Consider the following 16,000-nt stretch of genomic DNA (forward strand, 5'->3'; position numbering starts at 1 on the left):
CAAGCTCTCGGCTTCGCTCGAGCAGGGGACCCCCATCATCCCCAACCTGGGGGCTCCGCCCCCAGACCCCCGAGATCGGCCTGAACGGCCTTGTCCTCAAGCGCCGGACGGGCTGGAGGGTGCTCGCCGGGGGTGGGTGGGTGAGCGGGGGTGGGTGGGTGCGGGCCCGCCGCAGCCCACACGACTGACAGGCTGAATGGTCCGGGCCGAAGTCGGTGAGATGCGGGCTCGGTCCACGTGCCCGACGGGCTGAGGGGTGTGGGCCGGGGTGGGTGGGGTGTTGGTTGTGGTTGTGGTTGTCAGGGGTGGCGGCGTTTTTTTGCTGGGTTGCCTGTGCGGCGGGTGGTGCGGCGTTCGTAGTCTCGGCGGGCCGCTTCGTACTCCTCGCGGGCGAGCTTCTCGCCCGGGGCCTCGGTGAGGGTGCGGAAGGAGTAGGCGAGGAGGGAGCCGATGAAGCCGATCGCGAGGAGGCCGCGGAGGGAGGCCTGGCGGGCGGGGTCGGGGCGCTTGGCGAAGGCGTCCCAGGTGTTACGGAACGCGAGCGCGCTGCACACCACGAACATCACCACGACCAGGACCGTCACAGGTCTGCCCACGTCGGCGATCGCGAGGCCCTGGTAGGCGAAGCGGAGCACGACGCAGGCGGCCACCGCCGCGGCGAGTGAGCCGACGGCCACGCCGATGCGGCGGGTGGTGTAGCCGCCGTCGTGCTCCACCCAGGTCGTCCCGAAGAAACGCAGGGGTTCGGGCCGGGGTCCCGCGGGGGTGCCGGTGCCGGTTTCGTTCTCGTCGCTCACTCGACGATTATCGCTCCGGTCCGCCGCGGGGCCCCTGGCCCCTGTGCCCTGTGCGATTGTTCGCGTTCGTCAGGCGCAGTGCGGAGCCACGTAGCCGTCGCTGCCGGTCTTCACATAGGCGTCCGAGACGTATTCGCCGCTGGCGATGTTGTCCCAGATGCTCGTGGTGCCGTACGGACCGCTCACGGATGAGCCCGGGCGCTGACAGAAGATCGATACGTGTGAGCCCTCGGGCAGAACACGCACGACGCTGTAGCTGGTGCCGGGGCCGCTGCGGACGTTCACGGCGTAGCCGGGTGCGAGCGGGTAGGTCGTCTGTTGTGCGGCGGCCACGTTCGCGTTCGCGTTCACCGTCGTCGACGTCGCCGTGGACGTCGCTTCCTCGGCACGCTCCTTGATGTCGCTGCCTTCGATGCCCTCAACAGCCATGGAGGCCTCCCCCGTTGAATTCTTGGATTTGTTTGATCTGTTGGATCTGTTCGATGTGGTGGATCTGGTGGACTTGCGGAACGCGTACACATGCATGTGTACGCCTGCCGCACGCGGAGGCTAGCAAGCCGCCTCGGTCTCGTACGAGGAATCGACTAGGCTCCGTGCGTCGCGCGTGCGAACGAACAGCACGGGGGTGGGTCCATGGCGCCACAGCGGAACACCGGAGCGGGTCCGGAAGCGGAACTTCCCGAGTACGCGGGGCAGTACCGCCTTGAGGAGCGCCTCGGGTCCGGCGGTATGGGCGTTGTCCATCTGGCCCGCAGCGGCTCGGGGCTGCGGCTCGCCGTGAAGGTCGTACATGCCGAGTTCGCCAAGGATCCCGAGTTCAGGGGGCGGTTCCGGCAGGAGGTCGCCGCCGCGCGGCGGGTCAGCGGAGCGTTCACCGCGCCCGTGGTCGATGCGGACTCGGAGGCCGAGCGTCCGTGGATGGCGACCCTGTTCATACCGGGCCCGACCCTCGCCGAGCAGGTGAAGCGGAACGGCCCCATGCCTGCCTCCCAGCTGCGTCGGATGATGGCCGGACTGGCCGAGGCGCTGCGCGACATCCATCGGGTGGGAGTCGTACACCGGGATCTCAAGCCCAGTAACGTCCTGCTCGCCGAGGACGGCCCCAAAGTCATCGACTTCGGCATCTCCCGGCCGTCGGACAGCGAACTGCGCACCGAAACGGGCAAGTTGATCGGGACACCGCCCTTCATGGCGCCCGAGCAGTTCCGCCGCCCGCGTGAGGTGGGACCCGCCGCCGACATCTTCGCCCTGGGCTCGGTGGTGGTGCACGCGGCGACGGGGAGCGGTCCCTTCGATTCGGACAGCCCGTACATCGTCGCCTATCAAGTCGTGCACGACGAGCCGGACTTGACCGATGTGCCCGGGAACCTCGCACCGCTCATCACGCGCTGTCTCGCCAAGGAACCCGAGGACCGGCCGACCCCCGACGAGCTGATGCGGGAGCTGCGCTCGGTGGCGGCCTCGTACGACACCCAGGCGTTCATCCCCACCCAGCGCACCTCCCAGCCCGAGGGAGAGGGCGAAGGCGAAGGAGAGGCAGAGGCAGAGGCAGAGGACGAAGGTCAGGACGGAAGTGCGGGAAAGGGCGGAGGAGCGGGCGAGGGGGCGCGCGAGGTATCGCTCACGCCCTCCGAGGCGCCCGCGCCCGGCGGTGTGGAGGTCGCTTCGGCCGCGCGACGGCCCGGGAGCCGGGTGCGCAAGCGCATCGCCCTCGCCGCCGGGGCTCTTGTCCTGACCGCCGGCGGGACGCTGACGACGACCCAGTTACTGGGGCAGGACGACCGCGGTGGCACCGCTCCCCAGGACCATCGGACCCGGTCCGCGCCGGCAGGTTTCAGCGGGTGGGACACAAAGCCCGCGGCGGGGGAGAGTGGGACGCCGCAGTGCTCGTACGGCGGCGGGAAGTTGTTCTGCGCCCAGCCCGGGCTGGTCTCCGCCCTCGACCCGGTCGACGGCAGGGTGCTGTGGCGGCACGCTTCCACCGAGCGGAGCCTTCCGGGTGGGGTACCCGTCATGTCGGGCGGGCTGGTGCATGCCGTGACACATGCCGGCCGGCTGCTGGAGGCGCTCGATCCTGCCTCCGGCACGCGGCGCTGGACGATGGACCTCTCGGCGTACAGCCGGTTGCAGCACGCGGGTGGCACGGTGCTCCTCACCCGTGCCGACGGGACGCTCATCGGGGTGGACGGCTCTTCGGGCAAGACCCTTTGGACCCGCCGGGTGCCGGACCAGGCCTCGCCCAACCTCGCCGCGTTCGCCGGGGACGGCCTCGCCTACGCCATGAGCACGACGAACGACGGATCGCGTACACGGGTGTCCGCGGTGGACCCGGAGACCGGGGACGTACGGTGGAGCGCCCGTCTGAAGGGCACGCTGTATCCGGTCGGCACCTGGCGGGGCACCGTTCTCTTCACGTCCGTGAACAAGAGCACCGAGACCGAGGCCCTGGTTCAGTACGACCCCGGGAGCAGCGTCTCGCACCGGTTCGAGCTGGCCGTGGCGGTGCCCCAGGCTCAGGCAGCCGTCCGTGGCGACACCGTGTATCTGGTGGGCACCCTCGGCGCACTGGTGGCCGTCGACATGGACGCGCGGGAGCAGCGCTGGCGCCTGGAGACGTCGGTGAGCCAGGGCTCGACACCCGTCGCCGACGCCGGACACGTCTACTTCACCGCGGCGGACGGACGGCTGCTCGCCGTGGACGCGGCCCGGGGGAAGCTCGTCGGGCAGACCCGGACGCGGCTCGGAGCGCAGTCGGACCGGGTGCCGTCCGCGCTGCCGACACCGCTGGTCGCGGATGGCCATGTGTACGCGGGTGCGCCCGACGGGACCGTGTTCGCGGTGGCGTCGGACGATCCGTCGGCCTGGTGAGCCGTGCCGCTGGTCTACTGCTCTGACGCTCTACTGCTCTGATGCTGTGACAGGTGAAGGGGCCGCTCCTCTGAGGATGCTGTTGGCAAATCCACCGCGGGGACCACTCTCCCCGGAAGCCGTGAGCACTAGACCGATCTAGTGCTCACGGTTTCCGGCACACATGCCGCGGAGCCGACGTGGCCGACCGGGTTGGCCAACAGCATCCCCTGGGGAGCGGCCCCTTCACCCGCCGAACGTGATCGTCAGCCGAGCTGCGAGACGTCTCGCACCGCGCCCTTGTCCGCGCTCGTCGCCATCGCGGCGTAGGCGCGGAGGGCGGCGGAGACCTTGCGGTCGCGGGCCGCGGGGGCGTAGACGCCGTTCAGAGCCTCGCGACGGGTGGCCAGTTCCTCGTCGGAGACCAGGAGTTCGATGGTGCGGTTCGGGATGTCGATGCGGATACGGTCGCCGTCCTGGACCAGGGCGATGGTGCCGCCGGAGGCGGCCTCCGGGGAGGCGTGGCCGATGGACAGGCCGGACGTGCCACCGGAGAAGCGGCCGTCGGTGATCAGCGCGCAGGTCTTGCCGAGGCCACGGCCCTTGAGGAAGGACGTCGGGTAGAGCATCTCCTGCATACCCGGGCCGCCCTTGGGGCCCTCGTAGCGGATGACCACGACGTCGCCGTGGGTGATCTCCTTGCGGAGGATCTTGTCGACGGCCTCCTCCTGCGACTCGCAGACGACCGCCGGACCCTCGAAGGTCCAGATGGACTCGTCGACGCCCGCCGTCTTCACGACGCAGCCGTCGACCGCCAGGTTGCCCTTGAGGACCGCGAGGCCGCCGTCCTGGGAGTAGGCGTGCTCGGCGGAGCGGATGCAGCCGTTCTCGGCGTCCTCGTCGAGGGCCTCCCAGCGCTCGGACTGGGAGAAGGCCTCGGAGGAGCGGACGCAGCCGGGGGCCGCGTGCCACAGCTCGATCGCCTCGGGAGACGGGGAACCGGCGCGCACGTCCCACGTCTTCAGCCAGTCGGAGAGGGACGGGCTGTGGACCGAGTGGACGTCCTCGTTGAGCAGGCCCGCGCGGTGCAGTTCGCCCAGCAGGGCGGGGATGCCGCCGGCGCGGTGCACGTCCTCCATGTAGTACGTGCGGTCCTTGGCCACGTTCGGGGCGACCTTGGCGAGGCACGGCACACGGCGCGAGACCTCGTTGATCTCGTCCAGGCCGAAGGGAACGCCCGCCTCCTGGGCCGCGGCCAGCAGGTGCAGGATCGTGTTGGTGGAGCCACCCATGGCGATGTCGAGGGCCATGGCGTTCTCGAACGCGGCGTGCGTAGCGATGTTGCGGGGCAGGACCGACTCGTCGTCCTGGTCGTAGTAGCGACGCGTGATGTCGACGACCGTGCGGGCCGCGTCCTCGTACAGGCCCTTGCGGGCCGTGTGGGTGGCGAGGACCGAGCCGTTGCCGGGGAGGGACAGGCCGATGGCCTCGGTCAGGCAGTTCATCGAGTTGGCGGTGAACATGCCCGAGCAGGAGCCGCAGGTCGGACAGGCGTTCTCCTCGATACGGAGGATGTCCTCGTCCGAGATCTTGTCGTTCACGGCGTCGGAGATCGCGTCGACCAGGTCGAGCGTACGGACCGTGCCGTCGACCAGTGTGGCGCGGCCGGACTCCATGGGGCCGCCGGAGACGAAGACCGTCGGGATGTTCAGGCGCAGGGCCGCCATGAGCATGCCGGGGGTGATCTTGTCGCAGTTCGAGATGCAGATCAGGGCGTCGGCGCAGTGCGCCTCGACCATGTACTCCACCGAGTCCGCGATCAGGTCGCGGGAGGGCAGGGAGTACAGCATGCCGCCGTGGCCCATCGCGATGCCGTCGTCGACCGCGATCGTGTTGAACTCGCGCGCGATGCCCCCGGCGGCCGTGATCGCCTCGCTGACGATGCGGCCGACCGGCTGCAGATGGGTGTGGCCCGGCACGAACTCCGTGAAGGAGTTGGCGACCGCGATGATCGGCTTCCGTCCGATGTCCGCACCCGGTACACCGGAGGCGCGCATAAGGGCGCGTGCGCCCGCCATGTTGCGACCGTGGGTGACTGTGCGGGACCTCAGCTCGGGCATCGTCGCTCGCTCCTTCGGAGAGTAATGACTGAGGTCGAGCCTACGCCCGTGCGCCAGGATTCGGACGGGGCGTCCGGAATGCGGGATGCATGTCTCGGTGGCCGAGTACCGGAGGGCTGTTCTCGGTGGGTGGGGGCGGGTCCGATGCGGCTGAGCGCGCCCACGCGGCGGAGCCGCGCAATGTCACAGCCCCGCGCCCTTCAAGGGGCGCTCGGCTCACGGGGCTGTCAAGTGGCCCTGCACCACCGGGGCGACTCGCTCGACGATGCGTTCCACGTCCGCCGAGGCCAGCGGCTCGATCTTGATGACGTAGCGGAGTATCGCCACGCCCACCAGCTGGGCCGCCGCCAGCTCGGCGCGGAGTTCCGCGTCGGGGAGGTCGACCCGGCCCGCGACACGGCGCAGCAGCTGGGCTGCGACCAGGCGGCGGAAGACGGCGGCCGCTGTCTCGTTGTTCACGGCGGAACGGACGATCGCGAGCAGCGGGGTCCGGGTGGCGGGGTTCTCCCAGATGCCGAAGAGGAAGCGGGTCAGGCGCTCGCCGACAGCGTCCAGGGGACCGTCCTCGACCGCGGTCGACGCGGCCAGGGCGGGGGCGAAGGCGACCTCGATGGCCGCCTCGAAGACCTGTTCCTTGGTGCCGAAGTAGTGGTGCACGAGGGCCGAGTCCACACCGGCGGCCTTGGCGATGGCGCGCACCGAGGTCTTCTCGTAGCCGCGCTCGGAGAACTCCTCGCGGGCCGCCTCCAGGATGCGGTCGCGGGTGGCGGGGGCCGCCTCCGACTGCGTACGGGTGGGGCGTCCCCGGCCGCGGCGGGGGGCGGCGGCGTCCGTCACCGGCGGGGCACCTTCACCGCGGAGGCGAGGTGCAGGCGGGTGAAGGCCAGGGCCTCCGCCAGGTCCGCCTCGCGTTCGGCGCTGGACATCGCGCGGCGGGTGTTGACCTCGATGACGACATGGCCGTCGAAGCCGGAGAGGGCGAGGCGCTCCAGCAGTTCGGCGCAGGGCTGGGTGCCGCGGCCCGGGACCAGGTGCTCGTCCTTGTTGGAGCCGTTGCCGTCGGCGAGGTGGACGTGGCCGAGGCGGTCGCCCATGCGGTCGATCATGTGCAGGGCGTCGGTGCGGGCGGTCGAGGTGTGGCTGAGGTCGATCGTGAAATGCCGGTAGTCGTCCTTCGTCACGTCCCAGTCGGGGGCGTACGCGAGCATCTCGCGGTCGCGGTAACGCCAGGGGTACATGTTTTCGACGGCGAACCGGACGTCCGTCTCGTTGGCCATCCGCCAGATCCCGGTGACGAAGTCACGCACGTACTGGCGCTGCCAGCGGAAGGGGGGGTGGACGACGACCGTCGACGCTCCCAGCTTCTCCGCCGCCGCCTGGGCGCGCTGGAGCTTGGCCCAGGGATCGGTGGACCAGACGCGCTGGGTGATCAGCAGACAGGGGGCGTGGACGGCGAGGATCGGGATCCGGTGGTAGTCGCTGAGCCGGCGCAGGGCTTCGATGTCCTGGCTGACCGGATCGGTCCAGACCATGACCTCCACGCCGTCGTAGCCGAGGCGTGCGGCGATCTCGAAGGCCGTCGCCGTCGACTCCGGATACACGGACGCCGTGGACAGCGCGACCTTCGCATCCGGGATGCGCACGACTGGTTCTGCCACGAGGGACAGCGTAAGGCTCCGGCGGTTGGGCGGGGGGCGGTGGGGGTTGGGTGGGGCTGGTCACACGGTTCCCCGCGCCCCTTTTCGGGGCGCGGCACACGGGGCGTCGGGTTACTCGGTCACTCCGATTCCATCTGGTCCAGGCGGCGCAGGATGACGCCCTCCCGGAGGGCCCAGGGGCAGATTTCCAAGGTTTCCACGGCGAAGAGGTCCATGGCGCCCTCGGCGACCAGGGCGCCCGCGAGGAGTTGGCCGGCGCGGCCGGGGGACACACCGGGGAGTGCGCCGCGCTCTTCGGCGGTCATGGCGGCGAGGCGGGGAACCCACTCCTCCAGGGTGCGGCGCTTGAGCTCGCGCTGGACGTACAGGCCCTCCGTGGAGCGGGCCGCGCCGGCCAGCCGGGCGAGCTGCTTGAAGGTCTTGGAGGTGGCGACCACGTGATCGGGGGCGCCGAAGCGGCTGAACTCTCCGACGGTACGGGCGATCTGTGCCCGGACATGGCGGCGCAGCGTCCTGATCTCCGCCGGGGAGGCCGGGTCGGTCGGCAGCCAGCCCGCGGTCAGCCGGCCCGCGCCCAGCGGCAGCGACACCGCCGCGTCCGGTTCCTCGTCCATGCCGTACGCGATCTCCAGCGAGCCGCCGCCGATGTCGAGGACCAGGAGTTTCCCCGCCGACCAGCCGAACCAGCGGCGCGCGGCCAGGAAGGTCAGCCGGGCCTCCTCCGCGCCGGTCAGGACCTGCAGCTCGACCCCGGTCTCGGCCTGTACCCGGGCCAGTACGTCATCGGCGTTGTCCGCCTCGCGCACGGCGGAGGTCGCGAACGGCAGCAGGGACTCGACGCCCTTGTCCTCGGCTGCCTCCAGCGCGTCCTGGACCGTCTCGATCAGTTTGTCGACGCCCTCGGGGCCGATCGCCCCGCTCTCGTCGAGCAATTGGGCGAGCCGCAATTCGGCCTTGTGCGAGTGCGCGGGCAGCGGGCGCGCGCCGGGGTGTGCATCCACCACCAGCAGATGCACCGTGTTCGAACCCACGTCGAGGACACCGAGTCTCATGTACGGAACGCTACTGCGCGTACGGCCGCCGACCGTCCCCGGAGCGGCCCCCGGCGACTTACCCTGGACGGGTGCCAAAGACGAAAAAGGCGAAGCCCGACAAATCGGCCAAGGGTTCTTCGCAGGCGAAGGCCTCCGTGTCCAAGAAGTCACCGACGACGTCTCCGAAGAAGGCCGGCGTGTCGGACGAGAAGGGACTCGACTTCGCTCGCGCATGGGTGGAATTTCCGGATCCCGCCGATGACGAGCAGGTCTTCCGGTGCGATCTGACATGGCTGACCTCTCGCTGGAACTGCATCTTCGGAAGCGGCTGCCAGGGCATCCAGGCCGGTCGCGCCGACGACGGCTGCTGCACGCTCGGGGCCCACTTCTCCGACGAGGACGACGAGAAGCGGGTGGCCGAGCACGTGGCGCGGCTCACGCCGGACCTCTGGCAGCACCATGACGTGGGGCTGAAGACCGGCTGGGTGTCGCAGGACGAGGACGGCGAGCGGCAGACACGGCCGTACCAGGGGTCCTGCATCTTCCAGAACCGGCCCGGTTTCGCCGGCGGCGCGGGCTGCTCGCTGCACATCCTGGCGGTCAAGGAGGGGCGCGAGCCCCTGGAGACCAAGCCGGACGTCTGCTGGCAGCTGCCGGTGCGCCGGACGTACGAGTGGATCGACCGGCCCGACGACACACGTGTGCTGCAGGTCTCGATCGGTGAGTACGACCGCCGGGGCTGGGGTCCGGGCGGCCACGACCTGCACTGGTGGTGCACATCGGCGACCTCGGCGCACGGCGCGGGCGACCCGGTGTACGTCTCGTACCGCCCGGAGCTGGTCGAGCTGATGGGCAAGGCGGGGTACGACCGGCTGGTCGAGCTCTGCGAGGAGCGGCTGGCCTCGCAGCTGCCGTTGCTGGCACCGCACCCGGCGGACCCGGTCGCCTGAGACCTTCCGGCCACCACCGCGTGGCCCTGCTTCCGCCCGGCCACCACCGCGTGGCCCTGCTTCCGCCCGGCCACCACCGCGTGGCCCTGCTTCCGCCCGGCCACCACCGCGTGGCCCTGTTGCTGACCGGCCACCACCGCGTGGCCCTGCTCTCGGTGCTACGAGGGCGGGCTGCTCGGGTCGGTGCTGTCGCTGGGCGGGGGTGTCGAGCCGCCCGGGTCGGCCGGGGGCGACGGGTATGTGGGGGTCGGCCGGGGGTCGCTGGGCGTCGGGCTGGGGTCGGAGGGGGTCGGGGTGGGGTCGGGGGTTGACGGTGGGGGGTTTCCGGGCGGGGTCGGGCCGGGGTCGGAGCCGACCGGGGCGGACGGACCCGCGTTTCCATACCCCTCGATCGTGACCACCGCCCCCGCCGGCGCGATCGACACCCGCGCGCCCCAGGGGCCCACCGGCTCGCGAAGATGATCGACGTACACCTTGATCGTGAACGATTCGCCCGGGGCGAGCGTTCCCGAGGACCGGCTGAAGTAGAGCCACGACGCCCCCGTGTCCGCGGACCAGCGCACTGGTGAACTCCCGGACGCGGACAGCGTGACGAGGGTCGTGTCGCCGCTGCCGGTGGCCCGTACCGAGAGGTGTCCGGCGCCGTGTCCCGTACCGGGGGTGCTGATGACCTCCACCGAGACGTCGGGCGAGCGGCCGCTCTTGGTGAAGCGGGTGCCGGGTTTGACGCCCGCGTTGCCCGCGTTCTGGTAGCCGCCCGCCTCTTCGCCGTCGATGCCGTCCTGGCCCTGTGCCTCGCTCGCGGTGACCGAGTGTCCGTCGGCGCCCTCGCCGGTCAGGGGTGCGCCGCGGTAGGCCGCCCAGAGGGCGAGTACGGGTGCGGCGATGACGGTGGCGACCACCGTGGTCGTGACGGCACGCGCGCGTAGCCGGTCCCTGCGGGCGGCGTGGTCCTTGGGGTCCATCGGGAAGCCGCGCCGGTCGAAGCGTGGAGCGGTGCCCCGCGCGCGCGGGACGTGTGCCATCGCGATGTGCAGGGCCGCGCGCGGGGCCTGCAGGACGGGGAGCGCGGCGGGCGTGACGCTGGTGCCGGGCCAGGTGCCGGGGACCGCGCGCTCGGCGGTACGGCGGCAGCGCGGACAGTCGTCGACGTGCCGGACGAGTTCGCGGCGCAGGGTGGTGCTCAGGACGAGCTGGTTGTCGCCGGTGAGGCGGGCGACGCTCGGGCAGGTGCCGGTCTCCACGACGGCGAGGGCGGCACGGGTGCGTTCGACCTCGCAGGCGGCGGTGGCGAGCAGTTCGCGCGCCTTGGCGAGGTCCAGGCCGAGGACGGCGGCGACCTCGGGGGCGGCGAGTTGGTGGCGTACGGCGAGTTCGAGCGCTTCGCGCTGCTCGGGGGTGGCGCCGGCGGCCTCCGGCCAGGCCAGCAGGGCGAGTTCGCGCTGCCGCTGGGCCTGGGCCTCCTCGAAGCCTGGGGCGGAGCCGGAGACAGAGGCGGAGCCGGAGACAGAGGCGGAGGCGGAGGTGGGGGCGGAGGTGGGAGCGGAGACAGGAGCGGATGTGGGAGCGCTCAGCGCTTCGGCCGCGCGCCGATCGGAGGCCTCCTGGTGGCCTTTGAGGGCGGCTCTGTGGCCTTTCGGGGGCGTACGGCGACCGGAGGCGTGCGCCGCCTGACGCCTGCGCCGGGCCTCGGTGAGTTTGCACAGACAGGACCAGCGGGCCAGCGCGTACAGCCAGGCCCTGCGGTCGTCCGCGGCCTCCGGCCCACGCGGCCCGCGCGGCCCGCGGCGCTCGGCCAGGGCGAGGGCGTCCCCGAGCGCGGCGACGGCCGCGTCGTGGTCGCACAGCACGGACAGGCAGTAGGTGAACAGGCCGTCCAGGTAGGGCTCGTAGCGCGCGGGAGGGCGCTGAGCCAGGGTGCGGGTGCTCGCGCCCCGTGGCGCGGCCACCCGCTTGCGCGCGTCTCCGTGCGCCCGGTATGCGCCGGTGGTGTGCATGGAGGTCTCCGGACTGCTGCTCATCACCCGTGCGACCGTAGGTGCCCCGAGGTGGCCCCTTCTTCCCCCTTGAGCACATTTAATCCGTACGGGTGAAACGATCCCTCATAAGGGGACAGGAACGTCCGATTCCATGGCCCACACCGTCACAGGCGGCAACGGCAGTCGATGGCATATGCGGAGCGGCCGCCGCTCCCCCGGCGCCCACCGGGCGTCGTACCGTACCCCCGTGGCCACCGACAACGCCCCGCGCCCGCAGTCCCTGATGCTGACCTTCCTCAGCGACCAGGTACTGGGCCGGGGCGTGTGCGTGTACTCGGGGAGCGTCATCGAGGTGTTCGCGCGGGCCGGGGTCGGCGAGCACGCCACCCGCTCGACCCTGACCCGGATGGTGAACCGCGGACTGCTGCGCCGCCGCCGCGAGGGCCGTCGGATGTACTTCGGGCTCACCGATCGCTCCGAGGCGATCCTGCGCGACGGCGAGCAGCGGATCTGGAAGTCCGGAGCGGTCAACCGCGACTGGGACGGCACCTGGTCGCTGCTCGGCTTCTCACTGCCCGAGTCGTGGCAGCGCCAGCGGCACGATCTGCGCTCACAGCTCACCTGGGCCGGTTTCGGGCCACTGTTCAGCGGCCTCTGGATCGCGCCCGGTGAGGTCGACGTCTCCGGGATCGTCGCGGAGCTCGGGCTGTCCGCGCACGTCAAGGTGTTCCGCGCGCGGGCGGACCTCGGCATGGACATCGCCGAGATGATCAACGACACCTGGGATCTCGCCGAACTCGCCAACCGCTACCAGGCGTTCGACGCCGCGTGGCGCCCGCTCCGGGGGCGGGCGGGCGCCGAGACCCCCGCCACCGGGGAGGACGCCCTCGCGCAGCGGCTGCGGCTCGCGACCGAGTGGCTGGACGTCATCCGAGGTGACCCGCGGCTGCCCGTGCAGCACCTGCCCGCCGACTGGCCCGCGGGCTCGGCGGAGGAGACATTCCGTGCGGTGCACGCACGCCTGGACGGCCCCGCCCGGGAAACGGCACGGCGCGTACTGGAGACGGTGCCGACGGAGGCGTAGGCCGCCCCCCCTTCCCGTACGGCACCTTTCACCTCCACACCCCCACGCCCCCGCACTCCCCGTACTCCCCGCCCTTCGCACTTCCCCCTCATCGGCCCTCCCGTGGCTCACAACCGCCCCTCCCCTCAACCGATGTTGTGCATTCCGTTGACGGCAGTCAGATAGCCGCCCTACATTCCGTGGCGTTCAGTGCACTGAGCATTCGCACACAGAGCTCCCCGTTCCCCCCACAGATCGAAGCCCCTGGACATGCCCGCACGCACCCGCCTGGCCCGTACGACAGCCGCTCTGGGCGCCGCTGTCGTCCTCTCCGTCACCGCCCCCGCGGCCCACGCGGACGCGGTGGACCCCCGGCACCTGACCGGCACCCTCACCGATGGCGCGACCTGGATCGCCGACGTACCGGCGGACTGGAACGGCACGCTGCTGCTGTTCAGCCACGGTTTCGGCCCGACCGTCGCCCAGGACGCGCCCTCACCCGCCGTCCGAACCGAACTGCTCGCGCAGGGATACGCGCTGGCCGGGTCCTCGTACGACCCGAAGGGGTCCATGTGGGCCCTCCAGAGCGCGGAGCGCGACCAGTTCGCCACGCTCGACGCCGTCAAGGGGGAGATCGGCGAGCCCCGGCGCACATACGCCGTCGGCCAGTCCATGGGCGGTCTCGTCAACGCTCAAATCGCCCGGGACGGCGCGGGCCGCGTCGACGGCGCGCTCGGCCTGTGCGGACTGGTCGCGGGCGGCACCGACCTGGACAACTACCAACTGGACGCCGAGTACGCGATCGCCCGCCTGTTGCTGCCCGCTGAGGACCTGAAGCTGGTGAACTTCGCCTCGGCCACCGAGGCGGCGGCCACCGCGGACCGCCTCACCGCGGCCGTCACCGCCGCCCAGGCCACTCCTTCGGGCCGGGCCCGCGTCGCCCTTGCCGCCGCCTTGCTCAACCTCCCGGCGTGGGCCCCCGGCCAGGACCGCCCCGCCGCCGACGACTGGGCGGGGCAGGAGGAGCAGCAGTACGTATGGCTGGCCCAGGGCCTGCTGTCCTTCGTCGAGGGCGGACGCTACGCCGTCGAACAGTCGGTCGGCGGCAACAACTCCTGGAACGAGGGCGTCGACTACACCCTTCTGCCGGCCCGCTCCGTCCACGCCCCGCAGGTCCGCGCGCTGTATCGAGCGGCGGGCCTCGACCTCCACGCGGACCTCAAGACCCTCACCCACGGGGCCGGTATCACCGCGGACCCCTTGGCCGTACGCACGGCGGAGCGCACCTCCTCCGCCGGGCAGGGGCTCGGCGTACCCCTCCTCGACGTGCACACCACGGCCGACAACCTCGTACCGGTGGAGCAGGAGGAACGGTTCGCGGATCGTGTACGGGCGTCCGGTGACGGTGCGTTGCTGCGCCAGGCGTACGTCGAGCGTCAGGGCCACTGCAACTTCACCACGGCCGAGACCATCGCCGCGCTGAACGCCGTCGAACACCGGGTGGCCACCGGCCGCTGGGACGGCGGCGCCGCCTCGGGCGCCCTCCAGAAGGCGGCGCTCGGTCTGGGGCTCGACGGGGCGGCGTACGTCCCGTATCGGCCGGCCGAGTTGACCGTGGGCCGCGCGACCTCGCCCCGGTGATCGCGCCCCCGCCGCCCCTACCCGTTCCCGTCCCCCCGGGGGCTGGTCGCGCAGTTCCCCGCGCCCCTAAAAGCCCTGGCTCGCGCTCCTTCAGCCCGTCCGGCGTTTGAGGACGAGGCCGTTCAGGCCGATGCGGGGGTCTGGGGGCGGCAGCCCCCAGGGTGGGACGGGTAGGGGCGGCGGGGGCGAAGAAACACGTGTTTCCCCAGTTCCGGCACGCACCCCAGGGACTCCCCATGCTGAAATCCCCCTCCTCACACCTCCCGCTCGGCACCCTCGTCGCAGGCTGTCTGGCCGTCTGCCTCGCCCAGATCGGCATCGCGATCCCCGCCACCCTCAACGGCCTCTTCCAGGAACATCTGCACCCGGTCGGCTCGCAACTGACATGGATATCGGACGCCTTCCTCCTCCCGGTCACCGTCCTGGAGCTGTCCTTCGGAGTCCTCGGCGACCTCTTCGGACGCAAGCGCCTGCTCGTCGGCGGCGCGCTCCTGCTCGGCGCCGGCGAGGTCGTCGCGGCCACCGGCGCGGGCGTCCACCAACTGTGGGTGGGCCAGGCGCTCGCCGGCCTCGGCGCGGCGGCGCTCTTCCCGACCTCGCTCGCGATGATCGCCGCGGGCACGCACTCCCACGCCGAACGAGCCCGCGCGATCGCCGTCTGGGCGTCCAGCCTCTCCGCGGGCGGCTTCCTCGCACCGCTGCTCGGCGGCATCACCGGAACCTACGGTTCGTGGCGCTGGTCGTTCGTGGTCGTGGCGATCGTCGCGGCGGTCAGCGCCCTGGTGAGCGTCCTGTTCGCCATCGATTCCCGCTCCCCGGAGGGGCGTTCGCTGGACATCGGCGGCCAGGTCACCATCGGGGTCGGTCTCTTCGCCCTCCTCTACGCCGTCATCCAGGGCCCGACGGACGGCTGGGCCTCGACTCCGGTGGTCGTCGCCTTCGTCATCGCGGCGGCGTTCCTGACCCTGTTCGTCGCCGCCGAGCGCAAGGCCGCCTCACCTCTCCTGCGTCTCGACCTGTTCCGCAACCGCTCCTTCGCGATCGCGTCGATCGTGGCCGTCGTAGGAATGTTCAGCTTCCTCGGCACGGCGTACGCGGCGAGCATCCGGCTCGGCCCGATCCAGCACCAGACCCCGATGCGTACGGCCTTCGCGTTCCTGCTCCTCAACGGCATCACCCCGTTCCTGACCCCGCTCACCTCCCGCCTCCTCGCCCGGGTCTCCGCGCGCAGGCTGCTCACGGCGGGCCTGCTGCTGATCGCGGCCGGCGACTTCCTGGCGGCCACGCTCGCGGTCGACGACCGTGCCCTGACCTCGTTGATCGCGCCCCTCGGCCTGGTCGGCACCGGCTTCGCGCTCACTGTGTCGTCGATCACGGCGACGGCCGTGAACACCGTTCCGGTGCGTCTCGCGGGCATGGCCAGCGCCTCCACGAACCTGCTGCGCGACTTCGGCTTCACGCTCGGCCCCGCCGTGATCGGCGCGGTCGCCCTGAGCCAGGCCGCGTCCCAGGTCACGAGTTCGCTGGCCGGTTCACGGCTGGCCCCGGCCTCGCAGGCCGCGGCCCACGAGGTCCTCAAGGAGGGCGGCCCGCTCGCCCTGAACTCGGTCCCGGCCGCCTCCCCACCGGGCGCGGCCCGCTCGTACGCGCTCGACGCGCTCGGCCACGGCTACTCGATCGGCTTCGTGGTCTGCGGCTCCGCGGCCCTGTTCGCGGCACTGCTGGTACTGCCGGCGCTGCGCGGAGGCCCGCAGAACCAGCCCGCGGACGGGATGAACGGGACGGACGGAACGGGCGGAACGGACGAAGAGGCGGCGGCGGTGGCGACGACAGGATGATCGTGTCGCCGTACTCAGGGCGGGAATGGTAGCCGTGCGATGACCCTGGCGGGGTGATCAGCGAGGTGATCAG

Annotated in this window: 12 protein-coding genes and 1 pseudogene; 5 read left to right on the forward strand and 8 right to left on the reverse strand. The window is 71.6% G+C overall.

Annotated features, from left to right (window positions below; genetic code table 11):
* Window positions 1–299: 299 nt before the first annotated feature.
* Complete coding sequence (locus RV986_RS22715) at window positions 300–797, reverse strand: EamA/RhaT family transporter (RefSeq protein ID WP_475919154.1); 498 nt, start codon at window positions 795–797, stop codon at window positions 300–302.
* Between the two features lie 69 nt (window positions 798–866).
* Window positions 867–1,226 (reverse strand): hypothetical protein, encoded by a 360-nt coding sequence (locus tag RV986_RS22720; protein ID WP_475919155.1) that lies wholly within the window; start codon window positions 1,224–1,226, stop codon window positions 867–869.
* 204 nt (window positions 1,227–1,430) lie between these two features.
* Here RV986_RS22720 and RV986_RS22725 point away from each other — a divergent pair, with 204 nt between their 5' ends.
* Window positions 1,431–3,665, forward strand: a complete 2,235-nt coding sequence (locus tag RV986_RS22725; RefSeq protein ID WP_475919156.1) for a serine/threonine-protein kinase — start codon at window positions 1,431–1,433, stop codon at window positions 3,663–3,665.
* Window positions 3,666–3,910: 245 nt separating this feature from the next.
* On the opposite strand, the gene ilvD is transcribed toward RV986_RS22725, so the two are convergent.
* The 4 genes from ilvD to RV986_RS22745 form a co-directional block, all read right to left on the reverse strand.
* Window positions 3,911–5,764, reverse strand: coding sequence for a dihydroxy-acid dehydratase (gene ilvD, locus RV986_RS22730; protein WP_475919157.1), 1,854 nt, complete (start codon window positions 5,762–5,764; stop codon window positions 3,911–3,913).
* A gap of 216 nt (window positions 5,765–5,980) precedes the next feature.
* Window positions 5,981–6,601 (reverse strand): TetR/AcrR family transcriptional regulator, encoded by a 621-nt coding sequence (locus RV986_RS22735; protein WP_475919158.1) that lies wholly within the window; start codon window positions 6,599–6,601, stop codon window positions 5,981–5,983.
* Entirely contained in the window at window positions 6,598–7,422 is an 825-nt protein-coding gene (locus tag RV986_RS22740) for a sugar phosphate isomerase/epimerase family protein (RefSeq protein ID WP_475919159.1), read from the reverse strand. Before RV986_RS22740 ends, RV986_RS22735 begins: the two co-directional genes overlap by 4 nt.
* Window positions 7,423–7,541: 119 nt before the next feature.
* Window positions 7,542–8,474: a Ppx/GppA family phosphatase gene (locus RV986_RS22745; protein ID WP_475919160.1), complete on the reverse strand. Its 933-nt coding sequence runs from the start codon at window positions 8,472–8,474 to the stop codon at window positions 7,542–7,544.
* Between the two features lie 71 nt (window positions 8,475–8,545).
* Here RV986_RS22745 and RV986_RS22750 point away from each other — a divergent pair, with 71 nt between their 5' ends.
* Window positions 8,546–9,406, forward strand: coding sequence for a DUF3109 family protein (locus RV986_RS22750; protein WP_475919161.1), 861 nt, complete (start codon window positions 8,546–8,548; stop codon window positions 9,404–9,406).
* A 158-nt stretch (window positions 9,407–9,564) separates the two neighbouring features.
* Here the strand turns inward: RV986_RS22750 and RV986_RS22755 are convergent, their stop codons facing one another.
* Window positions 9,565–11,427, reverse strand: coding sequence for a hypothetical protein (locus RV986_RS22755; protein ID WP_475919162.1), 1,863 nt, complete (start codon window positions 11,425–11,427; stop codon window positions 9,565–9,567).
* A gap of 205 nt (window positions 11,428–11,632) precedes the next feature.
* Between RV986_RS22755 and RV986_RS22760 the strand changes: the two genes are divergently transcribed.
* Together RV986_RS22760 and RV986_RS22765 are read left to right on the forward strand one after the other, a co-directional pair.
* Window positions 11,633–12,469 carry a PaaX family transcriptional regulator gene (locus RV986_RS22760; protein WP_475919163.1) on the forward strand — a complete coding sequence of 279 codons (837 nt, stop codon included), beginning with the start codon at window positions 11,633–11,635 and terminating at the stop codon, window positions 12,467–12,469.
* Window positions 12,470–12,718: 249 nt separating this feature from the next.
* Window positions 12,719–14,089, forward strand: coding sequence for an alpha/beta hydrolase (locus RV986_RS22765; protein WP_475919164.1), 1,371 nt, complete (start codon window positions 12,719–12,721; stop codon window positions 14,087–14,089).
* 52 nt (window positions 14,090–14,141) lie between these two features.
* Here RV986_RS22765 and RV986_RS22770 read toward each other — a convergent pair.
* Window positions 14,142–14,296 (reverse strand): annotated as a pseudogene (locus RV986_RS22770) (cobyrinate a,c-diamide synthase); the annotation flags it as partial.
* Between the two features lie 29 nt (window positions 14,297–14,325).
* Here RV986_RS22770 and RV986_RS22775 point away from each other — a divergent pair.
* Window positions 14,326–15,927 carry an MFS transporter gene (locus RV986_RS22775; RefSeq protein WP_475919165.1) on the forward strand — a complete coding sequence of 534 codons (1,602 nt, stop codon included), beginning with the start codon at window positions 14,326–14,328 and terminating at the stop codon, window positions 15,925–15,927.
* Window positions 15,928–16,000 lie beyond the last annotated feature (73 nt).

It is taken from the genome of Streptomyces sp. RLA012, from assembly GCF_056270325.1.

Bases quoted from the DNA above. Each gene is read 5' to 3' on its own strand.
- RV986_RS22755 (WP_475919162.1), bottom strand. From the start codon at position 11,427: ATGAGCAGCAGTCCGGAGACCTCCATGCACACCACCGGCGCATACCGG.
- RV986_RS22725 (WP_475919156.1), top strand. From the start codon at position 1,431: ATGGCGCCACAGCGGAACACCGGAGCGGGTCCGGAAGCGGAACTTCCC.
- ilvD (WP_475919157.1), bottom strand. From the start codon at position 5,764: ATGCCCGAGCTGAGGTCCCGCACAGTCACCCACGGTCGCAACATGGCG.
- RV986_RS22745 (WP_475919160.1), bottom strand. From the start codon at position 8,474: ATGAGACTCGGTGTCCTCGACGTGGGTTCGAACACGGTGCATCTGCTG.
- RV986_RS22765 (WP_475919164.1), top strand. From the start codon at position 12,719: ATGCCCGCACGCACCCGCCTGGCCCGTACGACAGCCGCTCTGGGCGCC.
- RV986_RS22720 (WP_475919155.1), bottom strand. From the start codon at position 1,226: ATGGCTGTTGAGGGCATCGAAGGCAGCGACATCAAGGAGCGTGCCGAG.
- RV986_RS22775 (WP_475919165.1), top strand. From the start codon at position 14,326: ATGCTGAAATCCCCCTCCTCACACCTCCCGCTCGGCACCCTCGTCGCA.